The 25873-nt window shown below is 66.7% G+C and carries 19 protein-coding genes, 1 tRNA gene and 1 pseudogene; 8 read left to right on the top strand and 13 right to left on the bottom strand.

The features are described 5' to 3' along the window. Positions 1-60: 60 nt before the first annotated feature. From fxlA to AN218_RS04920, 3 genes are all read right to left on the bottom strand, one after another. On the bottom strand, positions 61-219 hold the full coding sequence (gene fxlA / locus AN218_RS34130; RefSeq protein ID WP_078511948.1) for an FxLD family lanthipeptide: 159 nt from the start codon (positions 217-219) through the stop codon (positions 61-63). A 140-nt stretch (positions 220-359) separates the two neighbouring features. After that, positions 360-881: a hypothetical protein gene (locus tag AN218_RS04930; RefSeq protein ID WP_070015383.1), complete on the bottom strand. Its 522-nt coding sequence runs from the start codon at positions 879-881 to the stop codon at positions 360-362. A 493-nt stretch (positions 882-1374) separates the two neighbouring features. After that, positions 1375-1782, bottom strand: a complete 408-nt coding sequence (locus AN218_RS04920; protein WP_338059598.1) for an ATP-binding protein — start codon at positions 1780-1782, stop codon at positions 1375-1377. 597 nt (positions 1783-2379) lie between these two features. Between AN218_RS04920 and AN218_RS04915 the strand changes: the two genes are divergently transcribed. Beyond that, positions 2380-3372, top strand: a complete 993-nt coding sequence (locus AN218_RS04915) for an NsdA family TPR-like regulatory protein (protein WP_070015380.1) — start codon at positions 2380-2382, stop codon at positions 3370-3372. Continuing rightward, complete coding sequence (locus AN218_RS04910; protein ID WP_171908601.1) at positions 3369-3908, top strand: GNAT family N-acetyltransferase; 540 nt, start codon at positions 3369-3371, stop codon at positions 3906-3908. The genes AN218_RS04915 and AN218_RS04910 overlap by 4 nt, the downstream gene beginning before the upstream one ends. Before the next feature lie 102 nt (positions 3909-4010). Here AN218_RS04910 and AN218_RS04905 read toward each other — a convergent pair whose 3' ends face one another. From AN218_RS04905 to AN218_RS04895, 3 genes are all read right to left on the bottom strand, one after another. Next, positions 4011-5147, bottom strand: a complete 1137-nt coding sequence (locus tag AN218_RS04905; RefSeq protein WP_275936953.1) for a helix-turn-helix domain-containing protein — start codon at positions 5145-5147, stop codon at positions 4011-4013. Positions 5148-5166: 19 nt separating this feature from the next. Then, a complete protein-coding gene (locus AN218_RS04900) occupies positions 5167-5976 on the bottom strand; it encodes a hypothetical protein (protein ID WP_070015379.1) in 810 nt (269 codons plus the stop codon). A 174-nt stretch (positions 5977-6150) separates the two neighbouring features. Further along, positions 6151-7197, bottom strand: coding sequence for a hypothetical protein (locus AN218_RS04895; RefSeq protein ID WP_141747472.1), 1047 nt, complete (start codon positions 7195-7197; stop codon positions 6151-6153). 525 nt (positions 7198-7722) lie between these two features. Between AN218_RS04895 and AN218_RS04890 the strand changes: the two genes are divergently transcribed. The 4 genes and pseudogenes from AN218_RS04890 to AN218_RS04875 all read left to right on the top strand — a co-directional run bounded on the left by AN218_RS04890 (position 7723) and on the right by AN218_RS04875 (position 15909). Next, positions 7723-9252 (top strand): TIGR02677 family protein, encoded by a 1530-nt coding sequence (locus AN218_RS04890; protein WP_244900267.1) that lies wholly within the window; start codon positions 7723-7725, stop codon positions 9250-9252. Next, complete coding sequence (locus AN218_RS04885) at positions 9249-10541, top strand: TIGR02678 family protein (protein WP_070015376.1); 1293 nt, start codon at positions 9249-9251, stop codon at positions 10539-10541. Before AN218_RS04890 ends, AN218_RS04885 begins: the two co-directional genes overlap by 4 nt. Next, a pseudogene (locus AN218_RS04880) lies at positions 10535-14641 on the top strand (TIGR02680 family protein). The gene AN218_RS04885 and the pseudogene AN218_RS04880 overlap by 7 nt, the downstream one beginning before the upstream one ends. Further along, on the top strand, positions 14638-15909 hold the full coding sequence (locus AN218_RS04875) for a TIGR02679 family protein (RefSeq protein WP_070015375.1): 1272 nt from the start codon (positions 14638-14640) through the stop codon (positions 15907-15909). The pseudogene AN218_RS04880 and the gene AN218_RS04875 overlap by 4 nt, the downstream one beginning before the upstream one ends. A gap of 177 nt (positions 15910-16086) precedes the next feature. Here AN218_RS04875 and AN218_RS35975 read toward each other — a convergent pair whose 3' ends face one another. The 6 genes from AN218_RS35975 to AN218_RS04845 all read right to left on the bottom strand — a co-directional run bounded on the left by AN218_RS35975 (position 16087) and on the right by AN218_RS04845 (position 23240). Beyond that, positions 16087-17676, bottom strand: coding sequence for a hypothetical protein (locus tag AN218_RS35975; protein ID WP_141747471.1), 1590 nt, complete (start codon positions 17674-17676; stop codon positions 16087-16089). A gap of 349 nt (positions 17677-18025) precedes the next feature. After that, positions 18026-19711 carry a relaxase/mobilization nuclease domain-containing protein gene (locus AN218_RS04865; RefSeq protein WP_070015373.1) on the bottom strand — a complete coding sequence of 562 codons (1686 nt, stop codon included), beginning with the start codon at positions 19709-19711 and terminating at the stop codon, positions 18026-18028. 3 nt (positions 19712-19714) lie between these two features. Continuing rightward, entirely contained in the window at positions 19715-20173 is a 459-nt protein-coding gene (locus AN218_RS04860; protein ID WP_070015372.1) for a plasmid mobilization protein, read from the bottom strand. A 329-nt stretch (positions 20174-20502) separates the two neighbouring features. Further along, positions 20503-21258 carry a DUF2637 domain-containing protein gene (locus tag AN218_RS04855; RefSeq protein WP_070015371.1) on the bottom strand — a complete coding sequence of 252 codons (756 nt, stop codon included), beginning with the start codon at positions 21256-21258 and terminating at the stop codon, positions 20503-20505. A gap of 218 nt (positions 21259-21476) precedes the next feature. Continuing rightward, positions 21477-22781, bottom strand: a complete 1305-nt coding sequence (locus tag AN218_RS04850) for a DUF3631 domain-containing protein (RefSeq protein WP_079131821.1) — start codon at positions 22779-22781, stop codon at positions 21477-21479. A 222-nt stretch (positions 22782-23003) separates the two neighbouring features. Further along, positions 23004-23240, bottom strand: coding sequence for a hypothetical protein (locus tag AN218_RS04845; protein WP_070015370.1), 237 nt, complete (start codon positions 23238-23240; stop codon positions 23004-23006). Positions 23241-23337: 97 nt separating this feature from the next. On the opposite strand from AN218_RS04845, the gene AN218_RS04840 reads away from it, so the two are divergent. Next, positions 23338-24006: a helix-turn-helix transcriptional regulator gene (locus tag AN218_RS04840; RefSeq protein WP_070015369.1), complete on the top strand. Its 669-nt coding sequence runs from the start codon at positions 23338-23340 to the stop codon at positions 24004-24006. After that, positions 24003-25676, top strand: coding sequence for a site-specific integrase (locus tag AN218_RS04835; RefSeq protein ID WP_070015368.1), 1674 nt, complete (start codon positions 24003-24005; stop codon positions 25674-25676). The genes AN218_RS04840 and AN218_RS04835 overlap by 4 nt, the downstream gene beginning before the upstream one ends. Before the next feature lie 57 nt (positions 25677-25733). Here AN218_RS04835 and AN218_RS04830 read toward each other — a convergent pair. Then, positions 25734-25806 (bottom strand) — tRNA-Arg (locus tag AN218_RS04830). Between the last annotated feature and the right edge of the window lie 67 nt (positions 25807-25873).

Here is a 25873-nt window from a genome sequence, read left to right as displayed (position 1 = left end):
GTCCGCGGCGAGGCTCCTCGCCGCGGACACCCCGGGGGCGTCAGAGCCGGGTTGACTGCTTCAGCAGTCGCCGCCGCGGACGGTGTCGCAGCCGTCGTCGGTGGACGACAGCAAGGCTGCGGCCACCGGGCCCGCGGTGACGATGCTGACGTTCAGCTCCAGGTCGACACCGTCGGCCACCGGTGCGGCGGCCTGGGTCTGCTCGATGGTCGTGAGCATGGATTCCTCCTACTGGTGGTTGTGCTTCTGACGGGTGGTGCCACCTGGCCGCGACACCGGGCGGTGCCGAGACCAGGAGATTGGGAGCCGCGTACGCGGCTGGTGCCTTGCGGATTCGGCCGAACAGCAGCGCCACATGCTCATTGGGGTGCCTCGTCCGGCGCTTGGTCGGCTTTGATGTGGCCGCAGCGGTTGCAGGTGTAGAGCAGGCCGCCGCCGTGCACGGGCTTGGGCCACATGCGGTATCCGCAGTGGCGCATGTGTTCCTCGCCCGGGTACGGGCCGCGTTGTAGGCCCTGTTCGCTGGCAGCCGCGAAGCGCTCGCGACGTCTGGCCCACATGGCGATTGCGGCCTGCGAGTGCCGCTCGGCCCGCTCGGCGACCTCTCGGGCGGTGTGCCCCTCTTCGGCAGCGGCGGTATTCCCAGCGGTCCGGCGCGGATGAGTGGCCCGCCGTGCGGGGGCGGTGGCTTGGGCGCCGCGACACACTTGCAGCTCGTCGCCACTGCGCAGCAGGTAGATCGAACCGTTGTCGAAGCGGAGCATCTTCCCCGTGAGTCCGGCCACGACCATATCGATGACCTCAACCTGTGTGCCGCCGCGTAGCGTTCGGTCCCCGCGACGGATCTCGCCGGGTCCTACGCGCAGCATCTCGGCGGGCATGCGCAACTCCTGTGAACGGGTATGGGGCAGGGGCGTGGAGCCGTGTCCCGGCGGTGCGCCCGTGCGCTGCACGGCCGGGACACGGGGCTTATCGGGCAGGCGCGTTGTCGATGGCGGCTTCGTACCGGCGGACTCGCTCCTCAAGTCGGCGTATGCAGGGCTTGCAGGCAAACATCGGGGCCGTGCCGGTGTCGGTCTGTACCGGCCCGATCCACAGCACAGGCCGGTCGTCGGCATCGCACAGCCAGCACTCGCCGTCCTGCCAGACGCGGTGCACGAGGGTCCTTCCGGGGTGGAGGCTCCGGCCGTCCCCCTGGCGCGAAGGTGGAACGACCGGAGCCGGGAAGCCGCTGCGGCCCGCGGTCGGAGCAGGACGCCGGCCAGCAGCGGCAGGTTCAGGCGGGGCATCACGAGCCCCAGCCAATGCCGTAGGTCAGAGCGCCCATGAGCGCCATCACAGCCAGCACGTACAGCAGTTGGGCGCAGCTCGGGGTCATCGGCCACCGCACTTCACCTCGGCCCACACGCGCTTCCCCCAGCGCAGCGGGTCGACGCCCCAGTCCGTCGACACAGCGTCCACGAGCGCCAGGCCACGCCCACATTCGTCGTCCGCCCCGGCCTCGCGAACCTGCGGTTTGGCGTGGGAGCAGTCGATGACCGCGACGCGCACCACCTGCTCGTCAACGCGGGAGACCGTGACCCGTACGCAGTCCATCCGGGCGTGCACCACGGTGTTCGTGAACAGCTCGCTGACCACCAGCCAGGCCGCGTCTTCCGCGCCTTCCAGGCGCCATACACGCAGCGATGAGGACACCAGGCGCCGCGCCTTCGTCACAGACTCCGGGATGCGTCGCAGCGTCTCGCTGTACGCCGGAACTCCGGTCGCAGATGGCTCAGTCACGATGCTCACCCAGCCACACCAGCCCCGTCCGCTTGGCCATTGCGTGAGGGTGGATGCCCAGGTCAGTGAATGCCAGCCTCGACGCCATGCACGTCACTGCGTACAGAGGCTCGCCTGCTCCCTGACACTCCGTCATCGTCCTCACCTTCGGTCTCCGGGGTGGCTCCAGCAGTCCACTGCCGTGCGAAACAGATAACCCCCCGTCCCCTACTGCTGGTTAGGGGATCTGACGCAGAACCGCGATGAGCCCCCTAGGGGGTTTTGGTAATCCATTTACCTTGCGCTGAGTGCACAACGGGCTACGGTGCGGCCATGGACACCACGCGAAACAGGGCTCTTGAAGCGTGGATGGCAGACCATCAGCACAGCTCCAACAGCCTCGCCAAGGCCGTGAATTCAGCCCTGGAGGACCTCACCGGCAAACCCGGAACATGCGACGGCCGTCATGTCCGGGAGTGGCGATCCGGGCGAGTCCGCTGGCCCAATACGGCAACGCGGAAGGTCCTGGAGGACATCTCTGGGATGTCCGCCGTCGACTTAGGGTTCGTGCCACGGGGCCGCTCCTCATCCGCGGCAGCCCCACCGCAGGAGGACCCCATGCACCGCCGCACCCTCGTCGCCGGAACCGTCTCAGCGGCCGTGGCTGCCGCCGCTCCAGCCGGCGCCTCAACCCGCAAGATCGGCATGAGCGATGTTGAACGTCTGGAAGAGAAGCTCGCTGCCGTGGTCGCCAGCGATCACAAACGCGGCGGACAACTCGACATCGAGAAGCGTGCTGCAGACCTCGCCGACTCGGCCCTGAACCTCCAGAACTCCGGCAGTGCCACCCACCGAGTGCGTAGCCGCCTCTACGCCACCGCAGCGAGTTTCCGTTCATCTGCGATGTGGGCTGCCATCGACGGCCGCCGCTTCCAAGACGCCATCGCCCACATGCGGGAAGCTCAGGCCCTCGCTGAGCTATCCGGCGATCAGACGATCAAGTTCCGCATCTGGTCGCACGCCGGCAGCCTCTACCGGCACATGGGGCGCCCCGCCGATGCCCGAGCCGCCAACGACGTCGCACGGAGTCAGCACATCACGCGCCGCGACCCGATGTTCGCCTCCCTTGGCCTGGCCCGGCAGATGGCCATCCAAGGCGCCGCCCACGAGCGGCGGAGCCTTCCTCGCACCTTCGATCAGGCGTATGAAGCTATGAACCGCGCTGATCGAGACGCCTTCCGGCCGCTATGGCTCCTGGCCTTCTACGACAAGGCGGAACTTCACTCCCTCGCCCTTACCGCCCACCTTGCTGCTGGTGATTGGTCCACGGCCGAGTACCACGCGCACCGATGCCTGGCGGTGCTCAGGCCTCACATGCAGCGTTCACGCGCCATCGCCACCAGCCGCCTCGCACAGGCACAGCTCGCCCAGGGCGACGTCGACACCGCCACGGGTACAGCCATGAACGTGACGGCGGAGGCCGCTACCCATCACCCCCGGGTATCGCGCATGCTTCAGGAGTTCGGCGCTGCCCTCCGTGCCACCGCACCGGGCAGTGCCAGCGTGAGCACGTGGACCGAGCACACCGCCGCCTGGAGGACCAACGCATGACCTCGGCACCCGCCATCGAACTGCGCTCCTTCACCGAACTGGACGCCGTCCGTGCCGATCTGCTCAACGTGTATGCCGAGGTACGGGCACCGCTGCTCCACCTTGCGAATTATGCGGTCTCTTCCTTCGGCGAGCGGCTGGACAGGCACGGCGCCGAGCCCGGCTTTCAGGCGGTACTCGCCTACGACGGCGAGCACCCGGTGGGGTACGCCTACGGCAACACGATCGAGGACGGGGACCGATACTGGCAGCGCACCACTCCACCGCCCTTCGAGAAGTACACCGTGCACGCAGCCCTGGCGCTGAAAGAGATCGGGGTGTGCCCCGTGTGGCGGGGAACCGGAGTAGCGCGACACATTCACGACACGCTCCTTGCAGGCCGTGATGAGCCGTACGTGACGCTCATGGTCAACGAAGCAGCCGGAGACGGGAAGGTCCATGCCCTGTACAAGTCATGGGGATACCGGGACATCGGTCACAGCCAGCCATCGCCGGCGTCACCCCGCCTCACGGTGATGATTCGCTCAACAGGCTGACCCTGCACATTCCGCCAGACACGATTGGCTTGAAGTAGGCCAAGCGACGCGTCGAGGCCACATTGCGGGCGGTTTGCGTTGGGCCAGTCCGCGACAGGCTACTTACTCCACGAGGCGCAGGACGGGGCGCTGCTCTTGGACACTGAGAAGTTCGCGGACCCGCGTGGCATTCCATGCAAGCTTGTGCGCCAGCTTCGTCACTGACAGGCCTGTCTCGCTTGAGGCCAGTTCAAAGGCTTGCCGTAGGAGGGCCGGCTGTTCTCCGGAGTAGTTCGATACGGGTTCAGGGGCGAATCCAGGCTGGTCCTGCAGCGCCCGGAGACGTTGGTAAGTGCGGCTCGCGGTGGCATCGGAGATGAGTCCCAGCTCCCGGCACCGGTAGACGAGTGAGTGGATGGAAACGCCCCAGATCTGGCGGAGTTCAGCAAGCCTTGCTAGATCCATCCGCTTCGGAAGGAGCGGGAGGATGCTTTCTTGGGGGGTGAGGAACTCGGCGGCAAACGCGTCGGCTTCCTTCTCTTGGCGGCTGTCGCCGGTCGCGTCGCCGTGGAGTACGAGGTGGCCAAGTTCATGGGCAGCTGTGAATCGGTGCCGATAGATGTCATCGGCCCGGTTGGCTGTGAGGACCACGAGGGGCCTGGCAGCGCGGGTGGAGAAGGCATCCACTGTTGAGGCGGATGAGTCTGAGGCCGGAGGCATGATGACGACGATGCCGTGGGATTCCATACGCCGCACTAGATGAGTAACCGGCCCTTCTCCCAAGTTCCAACGACGTCGCAACTCACGTGCTGCCGCGGCAGGGTCGGTAGGCAGTTCTGCCCCAGGGTGGACTTCTCCGCCGGCGAAGCCAGGAAGGTCCACGAGGGGCAGCTGGACCTCATGCTCGACGGCGTAGGTGAGTTCCCATACCTGTTCGGCGAAGGCCAGGGCTCGCTCGCGGTGCGATTTTGGCGTGCTGCGCAGGCTGCGGAAGTGGGCCATGGAGGCGTCGAGTCGGTTCGCGGGGCGTCCAGCGAGGAAGAAGTTGGCGGGCACGTTGAGTACCTCGCCCAAGCGGGGGATGAGGTCGGGGCGGGGGCGGGTGACGCCGGTCTCGTACTGGCCCACAGCGGCCGGCGTCACCCCAAGGGCAGATGCGACGTCCTTCTTCGTCATCTCGGCCAGGCGCCGTGCTTGCGTCAGCCGGGCGGGATCAAAGGCATCCCAAATGGCACGTGGTGTGGCGCCCCGCGCCTCCATGTTTGGAAGGGGGTCTTGCCTAGTGAGTCGCATCGTCTTCGCCGGCCTGGTCCTCGACTGGTTCTGCCTCGGTCAGCGGCGTAACGTCCCGCTCCCGGTCCGCATCCGCACGCGACGACAGGGTAAGGGCTGGCTCTGTTCCATGATCGAAGCGGGAGTGCTCTGCCGCAGGTGATGCCGGCTGCGAGGGGACGCTGGCCAGACGTTGCCCCGGCGAGGTGACGGTTGCGGGGAGAGGGATGAGTTCAGGGTCGGTCGTCCATTGCAGTCGGCGACCCTCGCCCAGGGCCGCAATGCCCCAGTGCGCCTCCAACAGCTCGGAGACGTTGCAGGCGAAGGGCACCAGGATCAGATGAGTGCCAGAGGGAACATTGGCAAGGCCACCCCGCGGCTCGGCTGACATAGTGCCTTCGATGAAGTCATCGAAGTCGAACGCGCCCTGCGTATGGGCAGGCGCGGGTGCGAACGTGAACAGCTCCTTCACCAATTGCGACTCGCTGGGGATGCGCGCGGTGCGCACATCAGAGGCGGTCTTGGAGTACTGGAAGGGGTAGAGCAGCCCTTTGCCGATGAGCATCAACTCGAACGGGAAGTTGTACGGCTTCACTGGTGTGGCACCCGGCAGATCTTGCAGTTCTTCCTGCAAGCGCTCGAACTGCCCCTGCCACCGTGCCGAGCCGTACGTGTGGTTGGTGCGAGATTCGGCTTGTTCGTGGGCCGCCAATGCGTTGGCCTGCATGTTTCGCAGTGCCTGTCCGAGACCGACGCGTATCGCCAAGGCCTGCTTGCCGAACACCTCGGCGACCCAGGGGGAAAGAGGCACACTCATGCAGACGACTCCTCTGGCCAACTTTCCATTTGAGCACTTCGACGGACTCTGCACTTTAGTTGATGTGCGACTCGTTGCACAAGTGCTTCTGTGTGTGACTGGTTGTGGACTCTGTCGACGGTCTCCCTGCGTCGAGTCGACCGGCAGAACCCGGGCGAGGGTGGCTCATCCACGTCAGCTACCCCTGTCAGAACGAGTCCGGGTTATGAACGCTGATCTTCCTTCGCCGCTGGCATCGGTGTCGGCGGAAGCCGCGCACTGCGACCACAAGCCGCGCAAACTGTCCAGGAGGACTTGCGCTGGGCGAGAGCCTGGTGGGTGGACGTGCCGGGCGCCCATCCACTCAATCAGCATGCCGCCAGCGAGTCGCGCCGACGCAGACGAACCGACATCGAATCGCTGGCCTTTGCCTTCGGTTGCCATGCACCACATGGCGTCCAGCGATTCCCGCACCAGGTCCCGGAGGTGCAGCAATTCGACCTCTTCGAGTGCCATCAGCTCTTCGAAACGCTGCTCGCCAGAGGTCGTGCGCCACACGGCCCGCTGCTGGCTGTGGCAGAGAGCCGCAAGTACCCAAGCAGCCCGAGACTGTTCAGGTGGGCCGTGGAAGGCCAGCGCACAGCGCAAATCCGCCATGTACTCTGCGTCGTGCACCGGCAAGGCTGGCGCATTCAGCCAGATCAAGACTCCTCGGACTCGTTGGTCGAGCTCAATACGGGTTGCGTTGGCCAGCTCCTTGTTCCTCTTGAGATTCGCTCTCATCTGGCGCACAGCGTCGCGATGTTGCTGCATGTCCAGATCGGCAGCGACCTCGGCCCAGTTGTACTCCGCCGAATCAGCCTCCCGGTGTACCTGAGGGATGGCCTCAAAGAGCTGCTGCTCCTTTGATTGCTGCGCAACTCTGTGCGTGAAGTAGGTTCGCGCGAGGGCAGCCTTCACCGGCTCGATCGGTACGGGAACCTCGCTGAAGAACGCAAGCAACGCGAGATCGTCTATCGTTCGACTGCGCGCGCAGCACGTCAGAAGCCCCACAACGAGCTGAGCCGTCTCCAGCGGATAGACCTGTTTCCAGCCGCACTGGACCAGCGTGTCGGGCCCAGGACGAGGAATCAGCCCCGCCTTACGCCACCGCTCCAATCGAGCCACGCTCAGGTTCATCCCCGACGCCTCGGCAACACGCATCAGATGCTGGTCGGCCGGGTTCGGTTTTCCTCTCGCCATGCGTTCAATGTAGGAAGCGCGTCTTCCTGAATCAGGCACTCGAGCGCGGGTGAACGCTGGCCAGCCGCTGGAGGGATCGGCAACGCAGCACAGTCGTACTGAAATTGCCTTACCTGTGTCCTCTTGGACTCCCTCTGTTGGCCTCGGCGACGGGGGTGTGGCGTCGTCGGCTGGGAAGCGCGTTGACGTTGTGGGGTTGTTGCGGACCTTCACGGCTAGGGCTCCGGGGTTGGGGATGTGGCGGTGTCCAAGCCGGTGGATGCGCCAGGTGAGGGCCGCAGCGGGGTTGTGGGCGGCGGGATCCACTGACTTCAAGCTGGGCCTTCTCGTGGGTCACTCCTCGTGTGTCCCTGTGCCCGTTCGGCCCCGGAGTCGATGTCGACGTCGGTCAACGCGGTCGTGGCATCGGGGAGTCCGTTATTCCCAGCTTCGTTGTCGGTGGCCGCATCTACGGTTGTTTGAAGGCTTCGGAGCCGGCCGTGGCCGCGAGGGGGAGGGAGCTACATGCGCAGGGTTCCACCGGACATGTTCCGGTTCACCACAGGTGATCGAGCCGACCTGTACGGGGCGATCCTGCATGCCTTCGGTGCGGCCAACGAGCGTCTGGAGACGGCTCTCGGCCTGGATGAGGTCCGCGGGCGCTTACGTACGGTCGGTTGGCTCAACGCGATTGCGGACGACGACCTTCACGACGCGCTGAAGAAGCTCAAGAGCTGGGGTTTGCTCGATGTCATCCAGAACCACGCGGAGAACTATCGGACGGCGGAGGAATACGAGCGGCGCAACCTCCAGTACTCCCTGACGCGGCGCGGTGAAGCCGCGTTCGCCGGTGTGCAGCACGCACTGTCGGTGCTCGCTACGACGGGAGCGTTGCAGACCGCGGTGCTGGAGGCGATCACGGACAGGCTGGACAAGTTGTACGTCCTGGCCGGTGATCCTGCGTCGTCGGATCGCCGGATCTTCAGCACTTTGCAGGAGTTGGAAGGCCATCTTGAGGCTCTGTTGGACAACACCAAGGCGTTCAACGGGGAGCTTCAGCGGTTGTTGCGTGCCGAGGGAGCCGATCTGACCGTCTTCCGGGAGGTAAAGGCTGCCACGGTGGCCTACCTGCGGGAGTTCCTGGTCAACCTGGATCAGCGTGGGCACGGCGTGGCAGCGGCTGTGGCCCGTGTGGAGGAGCGAGGAATCTCGGTCCTCCACGAACGGGCATTGCGCGGGGCGGAGTTGCCGCCGGTGGCCGGGGAGGATCCGGGCGCTGCCTGGCTGGAGCGTCGGCGGGCACGATGGGCGGGTCTGCAGGCGTGGTTTCTCCCTCCTGATGGGGGTCGGCCGCGGGTTGACCAGTTGCACGACGTTGCTCGCCGGGCCATCGTCTCGCTGCTGCAAGTCCTTGATCGGATCAATGAGTCACGTCGCCGGTCTTCGAGCGCAGTCCAGGATTTCCGGGAGCTGGCCCGTTGGTTCGCGGCAGCCCCGGGGCACGAGGATCTCCACCGCCTGTGGACGGTGGCCTTCGGGCTGGGTTCAGCCCGTCACGCCCATCTCGCCCACTCGGACCCGGAATTGGTTACAACCTCGCAGGCGTGGGCGGAGGCGTCGCCGGTCGAGGTGTCGGCCTTGCTGCGCACGAGCGGTCGTACGGAGCGCTTCGCTCGAACCGGCAAAGTACGGGACGTCGCCGCCATCAAAGCGGCGCGGGCGGAACGGGCCCGTCAGGAACGTGTGGAGCTCCAAGAGGCGTGGCGCGCTCTGAGGACCGAGGGCCCACTGAGGCTTTCCGACTTCGGCGAGCTGGACGACGGAGCGTTCGACCGGCTGCTCGATCTGCTCGGCAGGGCGCTCTCGACCCGACCGGACGGTTCGGGCGTCCGGCGGGCTGGCACTGGCGACGGCAGGGTGGAGATCGCCTTGAGTCCAGCTGCCGACGGCAGGATGGCAGTCCTGCGAACGCCGAAAGGTGTCCTGAGAGGGCCGGACTACATCGTGCATATCGAAACCGCGGCTGGGGCCGGACAGGCCGTGACGTGGGCGAGCCGGAAGGAGGCCGCGGGATGAGCAGCTTGGCCAATCAACTTGTCGCCGCGGAGCGGGAGGAAGTCGCTCGGGGAATCCGTCTTCTCCTCGCCCGGCCGCTGATCACCGAGCGGGCAGACCGCGTTGCTTTCGACGTCATTCGACGGCGGAAGGAGTCCCTGACCAAGTGGTTCGACTACACCTGCGGCTGGAACCTGGTGGTCGAGCCCAGGCGTGGGTACGCCCGGCTGTCGAAGGTTCGATCCACCACGGACGCCTCTCGACCGGCTCGCAGACTGCGCTCCGGCAAGGCCCCCTTCGACCGTCGGCGCTACGTGCTGCTGTGCGTTGTGGCGGCCGAGCTGCTGTCCGTGCCGGTGACCACGATCGGGTTGCTCGCCGACCGCGCTGTACAGGCGACCGCCTCGGACCCGGCTCTGCCGTCGTTCGACACGATGAGCAGGCAGGAGCGCATGGCATTCGTCGACGTGCTGAAGCTCCTGGAGTCTTTCGGCGCCCTGCTGGCCGTGGACGGAACCACGGAGGCCTTCGTCGACTCGGCGGACGCGAAGGTGCTGTACCGGGTCGACGCCACGCTGCTGATGCGGCTGCCGGCAGCACCTATCGGAGCGTCCCGGCTGTCGGTGCCGCCGGAAGAGGTCTCCCTGCGCTTCGAGGAATTGCTCGCTGGACTGGCGCGGGAACGGCGTTACGGCGGAATGGCCGACGACCCTGTGAGCCGCGATTCCGTCGCCGTGTCTGAGACTCAGCGAAACCTGTGGCTGCGCCACTCCGTGCTGCGGCGACTCTTCGACGATCCCGTCCTCTACCGCGAAGACCTCACCGAGGACGAGCTGGCGTACCTGACGTCCCCGACGGGCCGCCAGATTCTGCGCCGTTCCGTTGAGCAAGCCGGCTTCGTCTTGGAGGAACGTGCGGAGGGGATCATGCTCATCGACCCGGATGCAATCGCCACTGATGCCCGGTTCCCAGATGAATCGTCCACTGCACGGGTGGCTGCACTGCTCTTGCTTGAGCGGATCCATGACGTGCCCGGAGGGGCGACCCCGGAACAACTCACCGAGGTTGGTTCCGAGTTGCTGCGGCGGTTTCCGCGGTGGGCCAAGGCGTACCAGTCGGCAGAGGGGGCTCAGAGGCTGGCCGACGATGCGGTGGCGGTCCTGTGCGACTTCGGGCTGGCCCAACGTATCGGTGACCGCACCATCGTGAGGCCGGCAGCCCATCGGTACCGCCTCGTGGAAGCCACGACAACAGCCGCCGCGGACAGCACCGACGTTGACGATCAATCGATCGAAGGGGGCCTGTGGTGAGTGTTACTAACCTTCCGGTGAGCCGCGGGAACACAGCGGACGAGTCGGAAATTCCGCAGCAACGGCAGCGCTGGCAGCCGTACCGCGCCGGCATCTTCAACGTCTGGCGCTACTACGACGAGACCTTCACCTTCCACGAGGGTTGCTTGTTGCTGCGTGGCCAGAACGGCACGGGCAAGTCCAAGGCCTTGGAGCTGCTGCTGCCCTTCCTCTTCGACGCGAGTCTGAGGCCCAACAGACTGTCCACGTTCGGCGGTTCCGAACGGACGATGCACTGGAACCTGATGGGCGAGGGCACGTCTGGCAAGACACGCGTGGGCTACGTGTGGATGGAGTTCGGCCGCTCGTCGGAGAGCGGTGAGGAGCGGTGGTTTTCCTGCGGAGCAAGGCTGCAGGCCAGCGTCCACACCACCGCAGTGCACGCTGACTACTTCACGACTACGCGTCGAATCGCCCAGCCCGGCGGCCTCTTCCTGGTCAACGACACAGACCAGCCGCTCACAAGGGCAGCACTCGCGGAAGCCTTGCAGGGGCACGGCGAGGTCTATTCCTCGGCCACCGACTACCGGACGACGGTCCGGCGCACCCTCTTCGCAGGAATGGGAGAGCAGCGCTACGAGGCATTGATCACGGCTCTGCTGCAGCTGCGCCAGCCGAAGCTCTCCGAACGTCTTGACCCGTCTCTGCTCTCCTCCCTGCTCTCTCGGGCTCTGCCACCGCTCGGTGAGGGAGAGATCACCGAACTCGCCGAGGGTTTCGAGCGGTTGGACCGGCAGCGTGAACAACTGCGGCAGTTGGATGAAGAGGTCTCAGCCGCCGAATCCGTCGCCTCTCGGCAACGCAGCTATGCCCAGCGGGTGCTGCGCTCCGGCGCCGCGAAGCTGATCTCGGCAACGACCGACATGGACAACCTCACCCGCGTGGCCCGGGAGAGCACGGAACAGCACGAACAGGCCCAGCGAGACCAACACGCAACGGAACTGCAGAGCGACGAGCTTCAGCGGCGCGCGGACGAACTGGAAGCCGGCATCGAGGGCCTCAAAGAGAGCGACGTCTACAAGCAGGGTGAAGAACTGGACCAGCTTCGCCGAGGCTTCGAGCAGTCAGCACGGCGGGCGAAACGGCTTCGCGAAACAGCAGATGCCAAGCAGGTGCAAGCAGGCAAGGACGAACAGCACGCCGCGGAAGCCGCAGCACGCGCCCAGCAGTGTGCCGATCGCGCACGCGAGGCATCGGAAGACGCCCATCGAGCGGCACGCACAGCGGGTCTGGAGTCCGTCTATCAAGAAGCGAAGACGATGATCGGCACACCGTCTGAGACCTCCGAGTCCGTCGGGGACGATCAGGTGGCACGGTCTCGCCATCTAGCGCGTGGCGCGGTCGAGGCACGGCGTGGTCACATTGCCGAAGTTGGCTCTGCTATCGGAGCGCACGACCGCGCGTTGAGCGACCGAGCGGCTGCCGAAACGTCGCTGGATGAGGCTCGCGATCGGCTTGCGGATGCTGTACACCGACGGGACGAGGCAATCCGCGTATACGAAGAGGCGCTGACGAAGCAGGCGCAGTTGCTGCGCGAGTGGGCCGCAGGGTGTGTGGAGCTTCGCATCGACGACGTCGAGGTGTTGGTCTCGCTCACGGCGGTCGAGGACGATGTCGCGTCACTGGTGGACTCGGCGATGCGGAGCGTGGTTGGGGAGATCGCCGACCGCGAGGCACGTACCGATACAGCCCGCGGTGCGGCATTGGACGAGCGAGGAACGCTCACCGAAACCATTGAAGCCCTGCGGCAGGAAGCCGACCTGCCCCCCACTGCCCCGCCCACCCGTACCACGGACCGATCGACGATGGCAGGCGCTCCCCTCTGACGGCTGGTGGCCTTCCACGACGACGTACCGGTCGACGTGCAAGCAGGCGTCGAAGCGGCATTGGAAGCATCAGGACTGCTGGATGCCTGGGGCAAACCGGACGACGAAGTGGTGCTCCCAGGGCATGACACCTGGGTCGAAGGCGCGTGGGCAGTTCCGGCTCCAGGAGCGTCCCTGCTGGACGTATTGCGTCCGGAGGCGGACATCCCCGTCGCCGCCGACTCGATCTCGCGGGTCCTCGGCGGCATCTCCTACGGCCCGCGGCTACCAAACGAGCACCTGGCCGCAGTCGGCGCAGACGGCAGCTGGCGGCTTGCCTCCGCTACAGGCACCTCGGCCAAGGAGGAGCCGGCCCACATCGGCTCCCTCGCCCGTGAGCGGGCCAGGAGGCGCCGTATCGACCAACTCACCGAGCGTCTTGCCGAGGTGAACAGCACCATCGCCACCTGCGACGCGCAGATGCGCGAATTCCGCGAGCGTCGCAACCGTCTGGACGCCGATCTCTCAGCGCGCCCCCGGTACCGGGACCTCAACGAGAAACGGCGGCTCTGGGACCGGGCAGAGGAAGGAATCGGCGTCCGGGACGACGCTCTGCGAGCCGCAGCGAAGCTCCTTGAGGAGCGGGAAGCCGACGTTACGAAGTCCCTCCGCCAGCTGGGCCGCTTGTCCGCGGAGTATGGGCTGCCCACGGACCGGGGCCTTCTCAAGGACCTATCGTCCGCCGTCGATACGTTCCGCGACATGGCCGACGCCTGGGCAGACGCTTGCCTGCGCTGGTCAGCCGATGTGGAGCGGTCAACATCGGCCGGCAGCCAAGCTGCTCGCTCACTCGCCGCCGCGCAGGAGCATGCTGAGGAGGCTGAGACTGCCGAGTCCGAGTCATCGGGGCTCAGGGCCAAGCTGGAAGCAGTTGAGAGCACCGTCGGCGAGGACTTCCGCCAAGTGGCCGCCCGCATCCATGAGATGAGGGAGGAGCACCGCCGCAGCCGCGACAACGTGCGCCTCAGGAACGAGGAGCTCCGGGCGCTGGATCAGCGCATCGGACGGCTGCAGACCACGATGGCCCAAGACGCCGAGGAGCGCGACAAGGCCATCAGCGCCAGGGACGCGGCAGCGCAGAGGTTCCGGCACCTGTGCCTTCTTGGCCTCCCCGAAGACGCGGGTGTCTCAGTAGAACTCACCGCACAAGATGGCACACGGGTCACCCTTGAGTCCGCCCGCAGCGTCGCTGCGAAGTGGCCCAACATCCCTCACGAACCGCGCAACGTCAGCGACGCCGCCACCCGACTCCTCGAAACCGTCTACGAAGCTCGTCCCCTGCTCGGCCAACGCACCGACCTGGACCTGGAACCCGATGAGGACGTACAGGTCTTCGCCGCCACGATGGACGGCGTGCGGGTCGGAGCCACGGGACTGCTCCGAATCCTCACCGCCGAGCGCGACAGCAGCCGCGACGACATCACCACCGCCGAGCGCCGCCTCTTCGACCAGACCCTGACCGGAGACACCCGGCGCCACCTGGCGGTCCGCATCCGCCAGGCCAATGAACTCGTCGACCGGATGAACGGTCACCTGGAGCGTGTCCGCACAGCCTCGAACGTCGCGGTCCAACTGGTGTGGCAGATCCATCCGGATCTGCCACCAGGCACCCGCACCGCCCGCGAGCTGCTCCTCAAGGACCCCGGCCGAGTCACGGACTCTGACCGGGATGCCCTGCACGTGTTCTTCCGCAGCCGTATCGAGGAGGCCAAAGCCAGGAACACAGCGGCCACTTGGGAAGAACAACTCTCCGAGGTACTCGACTACACGGCTTGGCACCAGTTCGTTGTCAAGCTCGACCGGGCCAATGGCCATGGCTGGCAGCTGCTCACCAAGAAGATGCACGGCGCCTTGTCCGGAGGTGAGAAGGCGATCGCCCTGCACCTGCCGCTCTTCGCTGCTGTGGCCGCCCACTACGAGGCGGTGCCGGAAGCCCCCCGGCCGATCCTGTTGGACGAGGTCTTCGTCGGTGTCGACACCGTCAACCGCGGACAGGTCTTCGCTCTACTCAGCGCACTCGACCTCGACCTCATGCTCACCTCCGACCACGAGTGGGCCACGTACCGCGAACTCGCTGGCATCGCAGTCCACCAACTGATCACCGGTGTCGATGGCGACGACGCCGTCACCAGCGCACGCTTCATCTGGGACGGGAACGGACTGGAGCCGGACGAGACGGAGGAAGTCCCGGCATGAGCGACCGCTCTCTGCGACGACCCGAACTGCACCCCGTCTGGCTAGCGTTCCACGACCGCCTGTCATCCGGCCGGCCCGTCAGCCGAGTTCGCATCGGACCGTTGAACGACGCTGAACGAGAAGCCCTGGCCGACCTGCTGGGACTGGACCGGCTGCCGGACGCCAAACCCTTCATCGCACTCACCCGACTGGAAGCTGCCCTCGCCGAAACCGACGGCCGTACGGTTCGCGAGGTCGTCGCCGACATCGTCGGCCCCATCGACGACCGCGCAGCCGACCGACGCCGCGCCAACGACGAGCGAGCCGCGCTGTGGGCCTGGCTGGAAGCTCACAACACTGTGCGGTCCCAACCGGCGCTCGCCGACTGGGCAACGCACTGTCGCGGCGCAGGCCTCATCCACGGCTCGGTAACCCGAACCCGAGAGCTGCTCTCCGCGGCCCTGACCGTACTCGCCGCCCTGCCCGCCGGCGGGGAACCCCTGCCGGTCTTCGCAGCACACACGCTGGACGGCGACTCGCACGCGCTGGACGACGGAACTCGCCTGTCCTCCCTTGTTCTTCGAGCCCTCTCGACCGTCTACGGCGTTGAGCCACCAGACGGCGCACAGCAACGACGCGCACTATGGGCGCGGGCCGGCATCGCCGACGACGAACTCTCCACGACCGTCCTCACCGCAGGACTATGTCCTGATGGCCACGGCACGCTGAGCCGCGTAACAAACGCCTGCACCGAAGCCGGACAAGCCGCATCTCTCACCCTCGCCCAGCTCCGAACACCGGGCGAGTTCCGCTTCCCCGCAGTGCCCGTGCACATCACCGAGAATCCCAGCATCATGGCGCTCGCCCTTCGCCGCTTTGGCCCTTACTGCCCGCCCCTGATCTGTACGTCAGGATGGCCGAACAGCGCGGTCATCCACCTCCTCCGCATGCTGGCCGCCGAGGGAGCCGAGTTGCGCTACCACGGCGACTTCGACGGCGAAGGCATACGCATCGCCGCCTACGTCCTGGACAAGACCTCCGCCGCCGCCTGGCGCATGAAAGCCCAGGACTACCGCGCCGCCATCGCCCGACACAACCACGGCCCTACTCCAGGAAGGCTCACTGAAGCGCCTTGGGACCCAGCGCTTGCCCCCGCCATGGCAGAGTACGTCGCTTCGGTGGTGGAGGAAGTGGTGGCCGACTCACTCCTCTCCGACCTGGAATCTCAGATCACCGCAGCTGGGGCCGTGCATAAGCCCCAGATACTCTTCCCCGAGTCGAACACCTGACACCAAGGAGCTGGCCTGCAACGACGTGAACCTGCGGCAGCCATCTACCACGCCATTCCCGACGCCGCAGTCCAACTCCACTGGCCAGCTTCAGGACTCATCCACTCGCAACGATGCCGCCCAGATCAGCCAAGAACGTGGCAGCGCACGTCAACCTTGTGGAAGACGGCTCCAAAGCTATGAACCATCTGTCGCCCGTCGTGGGCACCGACGGTCAGAGCGGTCAGTGAACGTGAGTACGGCAACGTCTTCTGAACGGACGCGTACTGCTTGTCCGATCCTGCCGTCCCGCTTGGGATCCCAGACCCACAGGTAGTCCCCCGTGCTGCCAAAGCTGAGCACGGGATGGTTGCGCGGGAGAGGACCGTTGAGCACGGGAATGTCCTTGCCGAGAGGTTGAACGCAAACCAAGCTGCCGACAATGCCGTAGTAGGAGCCTGGTGCGTCGCCGGCTCGGGCTCGCGCAGCCGTCCTCTCAGCAGCATCCGAGGTATCTCCCAGACTGACCTGTACTGCGGTGAGCAAGTAAACAAGGAGGACGAACGGCCACATCATAAGCGTTAGTTCACGTGCGCCCCCTCCCCAGTGGAAGTGACGTACCCAGCCAATAATGCCCAGGAAGATGAAGACAATGGCCGATGCGATTGCCATCGGTTTCATTGCCACGAAGTACTGGGAGTAGAAGGCAATTGGAACGGTATCGGCGGGTATTCCGAATTTCTCCCTCAAATAGTAGGTGTGCAGAAACCTCCCTGCGATCGGAAGCACGAACGCGAGCGGGGGAATAAGCGCTGGCAAGAGCCAACTGATGTTGCGGCTGATCCATGAATGACTCAGTGCGTGCCAGACACCGAATGCAAGCCCAATACCCAAACCTGTTAGGGCCGCGACCAACACCAGAATAGGAACGGGACCGAGTGCGCTCCGTGCCAAGAGGTAGCCGAGCCAGGTGAGGGCACCTGTGAAGAGAATGCCTATTGCCAGCCTGAACAGGACAGGCCGGGGCTCGTTACTTGTAGCCCAGGCACCAAGCCGCCAGCACAGGCCTGCTGCTGGTATCAGACCGAAAAGTGCCCATGGGCTCTCGGTTGCGTGGATGGCGATGCCGCTGCCAAGGAGCACTACGACGAGGCCAAGGAAAGTTGCGACCTCGCGGGAATTGCGTGTTTGCAGCCCCCCTGTCCGGCCAGCGACGTCCGCTGCCTCCTCCTTCGGTGCGGCGCCGAGACGAACATCGTGGATCTCGGCATCAAACGGCGGCCCACCGAGCGTACGTTGCGCAAATTCCGCGCGTGCCTTCTGAGAATCCGAGGGGCCGGGGAGAACAAGCGCGCGTTGTATGTCGGCGCCCCCTGACGCCTCCCAGTGCTTCAGCACCCAGCGCTTCAAGCCCCCAGCGCCGGGAGGTGTACGGCGGTGGACGTGGTACGTGGTTGAGACCCGGGGCAGGTCAGGCTCCACGATGGAGGCGTCACGAACCCACGCGGCAAGTTTCCGCTGCTCGATGAGCGAGCGAACCTGCGATCGTGCGTGCCGGCAGGCTCCCAGTCGCGCGCCTCGTAACCGCACCTCGACGATGAGTGCTGTGAAACCCGAGCGAGCGCTCGGGGAGTCCGCAGGTGTCGCTTGTCGCACGGCCCAGCCTCGTTCCCGGAGGAGCTGCGTCGCCAGCACGATTTCGTCCGGCTGGTCGAGGACCTCCACAAGGAGTTTGATCCTGCGGTTGAAGTACGGCAGGGGAACGGTACCTGCGGTTTCCTCCTCCATGGATGGGGCGGTGGGGCTGCTGCCCTCAGCGGGAGGCGCAGATGTATGGGCACCGCGAGTGCCTCGTGAACGCATCAGGTTGACCAGAGAAACCATGAGACCCTCCCAGCGGATGCAGCAATGATCAGCGCTGCCCAGCAGGGTGGCATCTTTCTCTGACATCGCGCGGGACACCCATCGGGAGTGCGGATCACTCCCGTTCGCCAAGCGCTCTCCCGACATAGCTGCCGTGGAGCGAATAGCGCGCGTGGAGTCGAGCCGACTCCGACGCAGTTCCTTGCCCCAATGACAGCACCACACTCTTTTCGGTGCGCATCAGTTGGCTCCGCAGACCCCGCGTCCGCTGGGCTCAGCGGCGCGGAGGAGTCCGACGCGTGGGCGTGGCCGCGTCGGCAATCGGTCGCGGCGACGGTGTGGGGGTGGTGCGGGTCTTGGCGGCTTGGGCTCGGGGGCTGGGGGTGTGGCGGTGTCCGAGGCGGTGGATGCGCCAGGTGAGGGCTGCTGCGGGGTTGTGGGCGTCGTCCAGGGTGCGCTGGCCGAGGGCGTGGTCGAGGAGGGTGGTGGTGTCGTGTCCGGCGACCTCCGCGTCGGCGAGTGCTGTGGTGAGTGCGTTCCAGGCGGGGTCGTTGAGGATGCGGTCGGCGTGTGCGGGGACGGCCTGCTTGAGTTGGTAGGCGTAGCGGCGCTGGATGTGTGGCTCGGGGGCGCGGCGGGCGAAGCCTTGCAGGACCGGCTGGGCGATGTGGGCGTAGGCGGTCTGTAGGTGGTGCAGGGTCTGTCGGGCGGCGGCTTGTTGTTGGGCGTGTTGGTGGCTGCGGTGCCAGTGCATCGCGTAGGCCACGGCGATGAGGGCGGCGTCGATGAGCATCGCTATGCCGGCGCCGTCGCCTGTGGGGGCGGGGTCGCGGAGGATGGTCTTGATGCTGTGCCGCAGGACGCGGGCGCTGTTGTGTTCGGCGGTGATGCGGGAGCGGGTGGCGCGCTCGAACGCGGTGGCGGCGTGCTGGAGTTGTGCCTGCGCGGCCTCGGGAGCGGTGAGTGGCAGCAGGTCCAGCGTCTCGCCGAGGGCGGCCAACTGGCCCTGGGCCGTGGTGTCGTTGCCGTGGGTGAGGTGGTGGGGGATGCGTTCGGTGGCGGCCGTGGCGTGGTGCCATGGGTTGCCCTCGCGTGTGCGTCCGGGTCGGGCATTCGCCTCCGGGGTGCTGGCGGTAAGGCGTTGGCGGATCTTGGGCAGGGAGAGGTCGCCGGCGAGGGTGGAGCCGGAGAACCACACGGGCTCCCCGTGCTTGTTGGTGTCGCCGGGCAGGGCGACGCTGTAGCCGAGCAGGTCGCCGGAGGGTGCGATCCGACGCTTCACCTCCACGCCCGTGGCTTCGAGGAGGGTGAAGAATTCGGGCTCGTTGGCTGCTGCGGCCACCGCGCGGCGTACGCGGGTGCGCAGGATCTCCCGTGCTGTGGCGGCGTTGCCCTGTCTCTTGGCTTTGAAGTGCTCCTTGCTGGTGGGGCGTTTCACTGCGGTGCCATCGCCGGGGTTCAGCTGGCGTAGGTCGTAGTCGGTTTCGATGCGGCGGGCTTCGGCTTGGGCTGCCTTGCGGTCGAAGCTGCGATGGGGGCGTTTGCCGTCCTGGCGCACGAGGGTGGCGGCGATGTGGATGTGGTCGGGTGCGTGGCGGATGGCGACCCAGCGGCACGCTTCGGTGTCGCCTTCTGGGGCGATGCCGGTGGCGTGGACGATGCGGCGGGCGATCTGGGCCCATTCCTCGTCGGTCAGGTGCCGGTCGCCGGGGGCTGCGCGGACGGGGCAGTGCCAGATCTTCGTCTCGGGTGCCTGGTCGCCGAGCATGCGCACGGGCTGGTCGAGTTGCCGGGCTAGTTGGGCTTTGGTGTGGTGGGGGTTGCGGCCGGGGTCGGGGGCGAAGCCGTTCCACGAGGCGACCAGGTGCGGGTCGGTGTGGGTGTTGGCCTTGCCCTTCCCGTAGAGGTAGCGGATGAGTCCCTGGGCGCTGGTCTTCCCCAGGATGATCTTCGGTATCACCCGCTACCGCCGAACCAGGCTCTCGACCGCCTGGTCGATAGCGTCGAGTACGTCATCCACACGTTTCGACAGCCTGTGGACAACTGCCTGTTCGGGCAGCGGTCCGCCGGATCTGTTGAGGTGGTAGGTGAGTTGGTTGAGGTTGTTGCCGAGCGCGGCGGCCTGGCGGTTGGATTCCATCAACTCCTTCACCGTTCGCCGGTAGTCGGCCACGGCCGCTTCCGGGTTCTCGGACCGGGCGGCTGCCAGGCCCGCTTCGGCCACGTAGCCGGCCGGAGTCATCCGGGAGGCTGCTGCGGCCCGTCGGATGTCTTCCATCTCCTGCGGGCTGAACCGCAGATGGACCCGCTCCTCCCGCAGCGAGCGTCGGCGAAGCCGCCGACGCGGCGCGCCAGCCTGCACGGGGGATCCGCCCGCGTCCCCTTCGGTCGGCACCCCCGGGCCGGCCTCCTGTTCCGCCACCCCTGGGGCGGAGCCGGGGTAAGGACTCCTTACCCCACAACTTGCTGCGCTTCGGCTGGGGTGGTCTGCCATCTGCTGCTGGTCGAGCGGGGTTTCGTGGTGTCTTTCGAGCATGTCGGCGTTCTCCGTGGCGTGTTGGGGGAGTGAGGAGTTTCGGAGTGGGCTGGGTCTGCGCAAGCTGCGGACCAGTCCGGGCTGTGAGGAGCGGTCCGCCGGGGTGGTCCGGTACTCGGCCGAGCTGCCGTAGCTGTTGCGTGAGGCGGTCCGCTGGGGCTGCGGACCGTGGACCGTCCTCGGCCGTATCGGGGTTGGCCTGCGGGGAGTTCCGGTCAGTCCCCGGTCCGGGGAGTGGGGCCGGTGCGGAGGGTGGTCATGATCTGGGTGAGGCGGTCTTCGCTGATGCTGTGTCCGGCGGTGCGGATGGTGTGGCGGACCGTCTCGCGGGTGGGGGTTTCGTGCGCTGCGAACAGCGGCCGTGCCAGGTCGAGGAGTTCGGGCAGTTCTGCGCCGGGCGGGCGGCCGATGCGCCGCATCCTGCGAGCCGGTATCTCGTCGTTGTGCACGGAAGCCGACACGTCCGCTTCGTCGAAGAGCGGTGAGGCTTCCGCGCTGTGGTCTGGCTTGGTGCCGGTGTCGGTTTGGCGGGCGATGAGGATGTAGAGGTGGACGGCGCCGGCGAGGGCGAGTGGTGCGAGGGCGGAGAGCAGGCCGACGGTGATGTCGCCGAGGCGCAACCCGCCTGATTCCGCGAGGTTGTTGAGGCGGATGGCGTGGAGGGCATTGGCCCAGAGGCTGGCGGCGGTGGCGGTGCCGAAGAGCGTCCACACATACAGCCGTGCCCGGAAGGGCGCGGTGTTCAGGACGAGGAGCGCGCGGACGCCGTAGGCGATGAACCCGTCGATGACGAGAGGGAAGAGGTAGGTCAGAGGGCCGCGTATGTGGATGGCGATGGCCATCTGCTGCAGAGCGTCATACGACAGGGCGCAGGCGGCTGCTCCGAGGGCGAGGATCGCGGCGCGGTCCCAGCCGCTCACCCGTCGGGCAAGTGGCGTCGTGGGGTCGTGGGTGGGTGCCGGGTTGGTCATGCGGCGGTGTCTCCAGGGGGTGGAGGGTGTCGGCAGGCGTGGCCGGAACGCTGTGCGCGCCTGCTGCGGGGGCGGTTGGCGTTGCACTCGTCCCACTGGTTGCGTGGCTGGTCAGCACAGGGACGGGTGGAGGGGGTGTGACGGGTCGACTCGTTGCGGGCCCGGTACTCGTCCCGGCGGTGAGCTGGGCGGGGACGGGTGGGACCGGTCGAGGCGGGTCAGTCCCCAGGCGGCGCTGGGGCCTGGGTGGGGCAGTAGCGGGCCCAGGCGTCGAGGAACTTGTTGCGGGCGAAGCCCTTGGCCTGGATGCCGTCGGGGAAGCGGATGTTGGCCGAGGTGATGCCGTAGTCCCTCAGCAGCAGCTGCAGCCCGCGCGGGGTCAGTCCGCTGGTGCCGTACTCGGCCCAGGGCGCTTCCGCATCCTCTTTCAGAATCCCCAGCAGCCGTGTGGTGGCCAGTGCTTCGGGATCGCCCAAGGAGGCGAAGGCGGTGCGGATGTCGGCCAGGATGCGGATTCTCAGCCCGCCCTCCTCGTCCTGCCCGGCCTCGAACGCACTCATCGCCGCACAGGCCGACCGCGCCAGGCCGGGCCAGGGCCCTCCGGCAAGGTCGGCGACCACTACGAGGGGTTCCCAGGTGTCGGCGGCGCGGTCCTCGACCGGCATCTGCGGCTCCCGCTCCACCGCAAGTTCGGCGACCTCACCGGCCCAGGCGGCGAGGCGGTCGCGCAGCAGATGCAGGTGCGGGATGTCGCGGCGGGAGCGGAAGGTGGCCACTCTTTCGCCCGGTGCGCGGCGGCGCATCCGCACCACCACCGCACGGTCCATGATCGTGTCGGGCAGGTCACCGATCCCCGCCAGGGCGGCCATGGCGAAGGTGGGGAAGGAGACCGGCTGGTGCTCGGGTCCGGCGATGCGCAGGGCGGGACGGTTGCGCTGGTGACCGGCGTTCAGCAGGCCGCGCAGGTCCTCGTTCTTCTCCGCCATCTTCGGGCTGCCGAAGAGGGTGTCGGCCTCATCCACCAGCAGCGTCGGCGGATTCGCGGTCACCGACCGGAAGATCGCCGCTGTACTGGCGTTCACGGTGATCACCGGCTTGTGGACGGTCTCGGTGATCACATCCAGCAGCCTCGACTTGCCGCACCGCTTGGCCGGACCGACCACCGCCAGCCTCGGCGCATGCTGGGAGACGTGCTGCAGATGCGTCGCAGCCACCCACAACGTCACCGCATGCAACGCCTCCTTACTCGGCAGAATCACATACCGGCCCAGCGCAGAGCGCAGCTCATCCAGCAGCTCCGCACCCTCGCTGTCTTCTGCGGTGGGCTGGTCCGCAGGCCCGAACTCGGCACCCGTACCTTTCAGATCGTGGCCACCGCCGTCGGCGTTCAGGTCTTGCGCTGCCGGGATGCCGGCTTCACTCGCGGACGCGCCGATCTCGGGCTGTGGCTGCCCCCCGTCATGCGGCGGCGGCATAGTTGTGGGGGGTGCGGCGGGATCGGGCTGGGTCGTAGGGTTGTCCATAGGCGTTCCTCACCCGGCGGTGCGGGGCTGGCAGGCCCCGCACCACCGATTCGTCATCACACGCGATCAGTTGGGGCGTCCTCGGCCCTCGGGGTGGCAGCCCCGAGGGCCTTCCTCATGCACCGCCTCTCGGCAGGCGAGCAGCAACCTACGACCGGCTACTGGCAACAGTCCAGCGATTCTGTGTCTCTGAGACATACAGGTGGCGTGTAGCATCCGGCGCTAGACGGCCAGGCCGAGGAGGGACCGCAGGTCGGCGGTCACCACCCGGTAGGTGTTGCCCAGTCGCAGGACCCGGCAGGGATAGTGGCCCCGGCGGGCGAGTTCGTAGCCCTTGCTCCGCCCCAGCCCCAGGGCGCGGTTGGCTGTCTCCAGGTCAACCGTGGCAGGAAGTTCCAGCACCTCGCCCTGGCTCATGCCCCTCCGCCGACCGGCGGGCTTCTCGGGATCTTCGTTCATGTGCAGTGCTCCCTCTCGTCGTTGCCTTCGGCGGACGCGGTGGTCGCGACCGTCTCCCGGCGGTACAAACAAGGCTAGACAGAGCTACTGTGTCTTCATGACACACGACGATGAGGATGATGAGTTGGACTGGTCGGCGCAGGTTGCCGCCACCGTGGCCGCCGAAGTACGCCGCCGACGCATGGAGCGACACATGAGCGCTGAACGCCTGTCCCAAGTCTGCAGCGAGATCGGCTACCCCATCCCCCGCAACGTGATCGCCAACATGGAGTCCGGACGCCGCACTTCACTGCCCCTGGTCGACGTCATGGTGCTGGCCAAAGCCCTGGAGACCAACCCCATCAGCCTCATCATCCCCGTCGGCCACATCAGCAAGTACGCCGAACTGCCCCTGCGAGGGGCCGGATCGCCCTGGGACGCGCTGACCTGGTTCACCGGCGAGGACGACAAATTCGACACCGACTGGAGCCTGCGCCTGCACCGCTTCCACCACGCCGTTCTCACCTCCGCGGAAGAAGCCAGGAGATACGCCAAGTCCCGGCGTCAGCAGGCCAGCTTGGCGAACGACCCCGATACGCGCAGCAGCGCCCTCCGCAGCGCCGAGCACCACGAAGAGCGCCTCGCCGACGACTACGCCGCGCTCCGCCGTGTTCGCGCCCAGATGCGCAGTGCCGGCTTCCGTCCCCCCACCCTCCCCCGATATTTCGTTTTCCTCGACGAACACCCCCACGGCCCCGCCCCCGACTCCCCTGAGGAGGACGCTTGAAGGGCTCCACCTACCGCCGCTGCTACTGCCGCGACCCCGAGACCGGCAAACCACTCGGCACGGCCTGTCCCAAACGCAGCAGCCGGAAGCACGGCACCTACTCCATCCGCCAAGAACTCCCACCCCGCCAAGACGGCACCCGCCGCTCCTTCAACCGCGCCGGCTACGACACCCTCAAAGCCGCACAAGCCGACCTCGACCACGTACGCGCCCTCCTCAACATCCCCGACAGCGACGACGGTGAGGCTCTGGACCAGGTCGCCGAGCTGCTGGAGAAGGTTGCCGCAGAGAAGGCCACGCTCCCGGACGTAGAGGCGACGCGACGGCGCCTCAGCCACGGTCTGGATCTGACCAGTCGACTCACGGTCGGGGAGTGGCTGGACATTTGGCTGGCGGGAAAGAAGGGCCGCCAAAGCGCGATCAGCCGCGATGAGAGCAACATCCGAGTGCACCTCAGACCGCGGATTGGTCAGCTCCGGCTGGACCGTCTGCGAGTTGCCCACCTGTCGGAGATGTTCGAAGCCATTGCCCAAGACAACGTGGAAATCGCAGAGGCGAACGCCGCACGCCGCAAGGCAATCGAGGATCTCGCCCAGGTTCCCTGGAAAGGGCGGGAGCACCGTGCCCGTCGCAAGAAGATGAAAGCGGTCATCGCGGGAATGCCGCCCTACCGCCGAATAACGGGTCCTGCCACGAGACAGCGCATCCGCTCGACTCTCAGGGCCGCTTTGAATGCTGCCATCACCCAGCAGCTCGCCACCTTCAACCCCGCAGCCCACGTGGAGCTCGAAGCTGGCAAGCGTCCCAAGGCTCTTGTGTGGACCCAGGAGCGAATCCTCCACTGGAGGCGCACCGGTGAGAAGCCCTCACCCGTCATGGTCTGGACACCTGCGCACACCGGCCTATTCCTCGATCACGTAGTGGGAGACCGGCTGTACGCGCTGTTCCATCTGATCGCCTTCCGCGGTCTGCGGCGCGGCGAGGCATGCGGGCAGAAGTGGACTGACACGCACCTGGACGCCGGGCTGGTCACCGTTGCCAAGCAACTCGTCGTGGACGGCTGGGAGGTGTACGAGGACGACCCCAAGACCGATGCAGGCGCACGCACCATCGCGCTCGATTCCGATACGGTCCAGGCCCTGAAGCGGCACCGCATCCAGCAGGACAAAGACCGCGAGGAGTGGGGAAGCGGCTGGGTGGAGACCGGTCGGGTCTTCACCCGCGAGAACGGCGAACCGCTCCATCCCGCCAACGTCACGCACCACTTCATCGAACTGTCCGAGAAGATTGGCCTTCCCCCGATCCGGCTCCACGACCTCCGACACGGTGCTGCAACTCTTGCCCATGCGGCAGGCGCCGACCTCAAGGACATTCAGGAGTTGCTCGGCCACTCGTCGATCACCATCACGGCGGACACGTACACGAGCCTGCTCCCCGAGGCCGACCTCGCGATCGCCGAGGCTGCTGCCCGACTCGTCCCGCGTGCACGCGCAACCGGTGAAAACGACGAGCCAAAAGCCGAGCGTGGGCTCGATAGAGCCGAAGCGTCCGGCGCCCAGCCTGTGCCGGACGGTGCCGTGGAATCCGGGGAAACGCCCGAGCCTGGTGACCCGTCCGCTCACGCACCGCTCACGCAAGCGGCCCCGGACGAGGAGTTCGAGGCCGAGTAGAGAGCCTCCCCGGGAGAGAAATCCCAGGTCAGCGTCCCAATGAGCTGTGCCCCCNTGTGCCCCCGGCAGGATTCGAACCTGCGACACCCGCTTTAGGAGAGCGGTGCTCTATCCCCTGAGCTACGGAGGCATGGACTCGGACAGGTTAGCTGATACGGGCCCGGCGTGGTGTGGGGCGGGCTGTGGGGGAGGGGGTG

Origin of the sequence: Streptomyces nanshensis (assembly GCF_001751255.1) — a bacterium.
GTDB lineage: Bacteria > Actinomycetota > Actinomycetes > Streptomycetales > Streptomycetaceae > Streptomyces > Streptomyces nanshensis_A.
This window is presented reverse-complemented; position numbering and strand designations above follow the sequence as displayed.

Coding starts and splice junctions, on each gene's coding strand:
- AN218_RS04855 (WP_070015371.1), bottom strand. CDS start 21,258: ATGACCAACCCGGCACCCACCCACGACCCCACGACGCCACTTGCCCGA.
- AN218_RS04895 (WP_141747472.1), bottom strand. CDS start 7,197: ATGGCGAGAGGAAAACCGAACCCGGCCGACCAGCATCTGATGCGTGTT.
- AN218_RS04845 (WP_070015370.1), bottom strand. CDS start 23,240: ATGAACGAAGATCCCGAGAAGCCCGCCGGTCGGCGGAGGGGCATGAGC.
- AN218_RS04915 (WP_070015380.1), top strand. CDS start 2,380: ATGCACCGCCGCACCCTCGTCGCCGGAACCGTCTCAGCGGCCGTGGCT.
- AN218_RS04905 (WP_275936953.1), bottom strand. CDS start 5,147: ATGGAGGCGCGGGGCGCCACACCACGTGCCATTTGGGATGCCTTTGAT.
- AN218_RS04930 (WP_070015383.1), bottom strand. CDS start 881: ATGCCCGCCGAGATGCTGCGCGTAGGACCCGGCGAGATCCGTCGCGGG.
- AN218_RS35975 (WP_141747471.1), bottom strand. CDS start 17,676: ATGGAGGAGGAAACCGCAGGTACCGTTCCCCTGCCGTACTTCAACCGC.
- AN218_RS04910 (WP_171908601.1), top strand. CDS start 3,369: ATGACCTCGGCACCCGCCATCGAACTGCGCTCCTTCACCGAACTGGAC.
- AN218_RS04840 (WP_070015369.1), top strand. CDS start 23,338: ATGACACACGACGATGAGGATGATGAGTTGGACTGGTCGGCGCAGGTT.
- AN218_RS04885 (WP_070015376.1), top strand. CDS start 9,249: ATGAGCAGCTTGGCCAATCAACTTGTCGCCGCGGAGCGGGAGGAAGTC.
- AN218_RS04850 (WP_079131821.1), bottom strand. CDS start 22,781: ATGGACAACCCTACGACCCAGCCCGATCCCGCCGCACCCCCCACAACT.
- fxlA (WP_078511948.1), bottom strand. CDS start 219: ATGCTCACGACCATCGAGCAGACCCAGGCCGCCGCACCGGTGGCCGAC.
- AN218_RS04890 (WP_244900267.1), top strand. CDS start 7,723: ATGTTCCGGTTCACCACAGGTGATCGAGCCGACCTGTACGGGGCGATC.
- AN218_RS04900 (WP_070015379.1), bottom strand. CDS start 5,976: ATGAGTGTGCCTCTTTCCCCCTGGGTCGCCGAGGTGTTCGGCAAGCAG.
- AN218_RS04875 (WP_070015375.1), top strand. CDS start 14,638: ATGAGCGACCGCTCTCTGCGACGACCCGAACTGCACCCCGTCTGGCTA.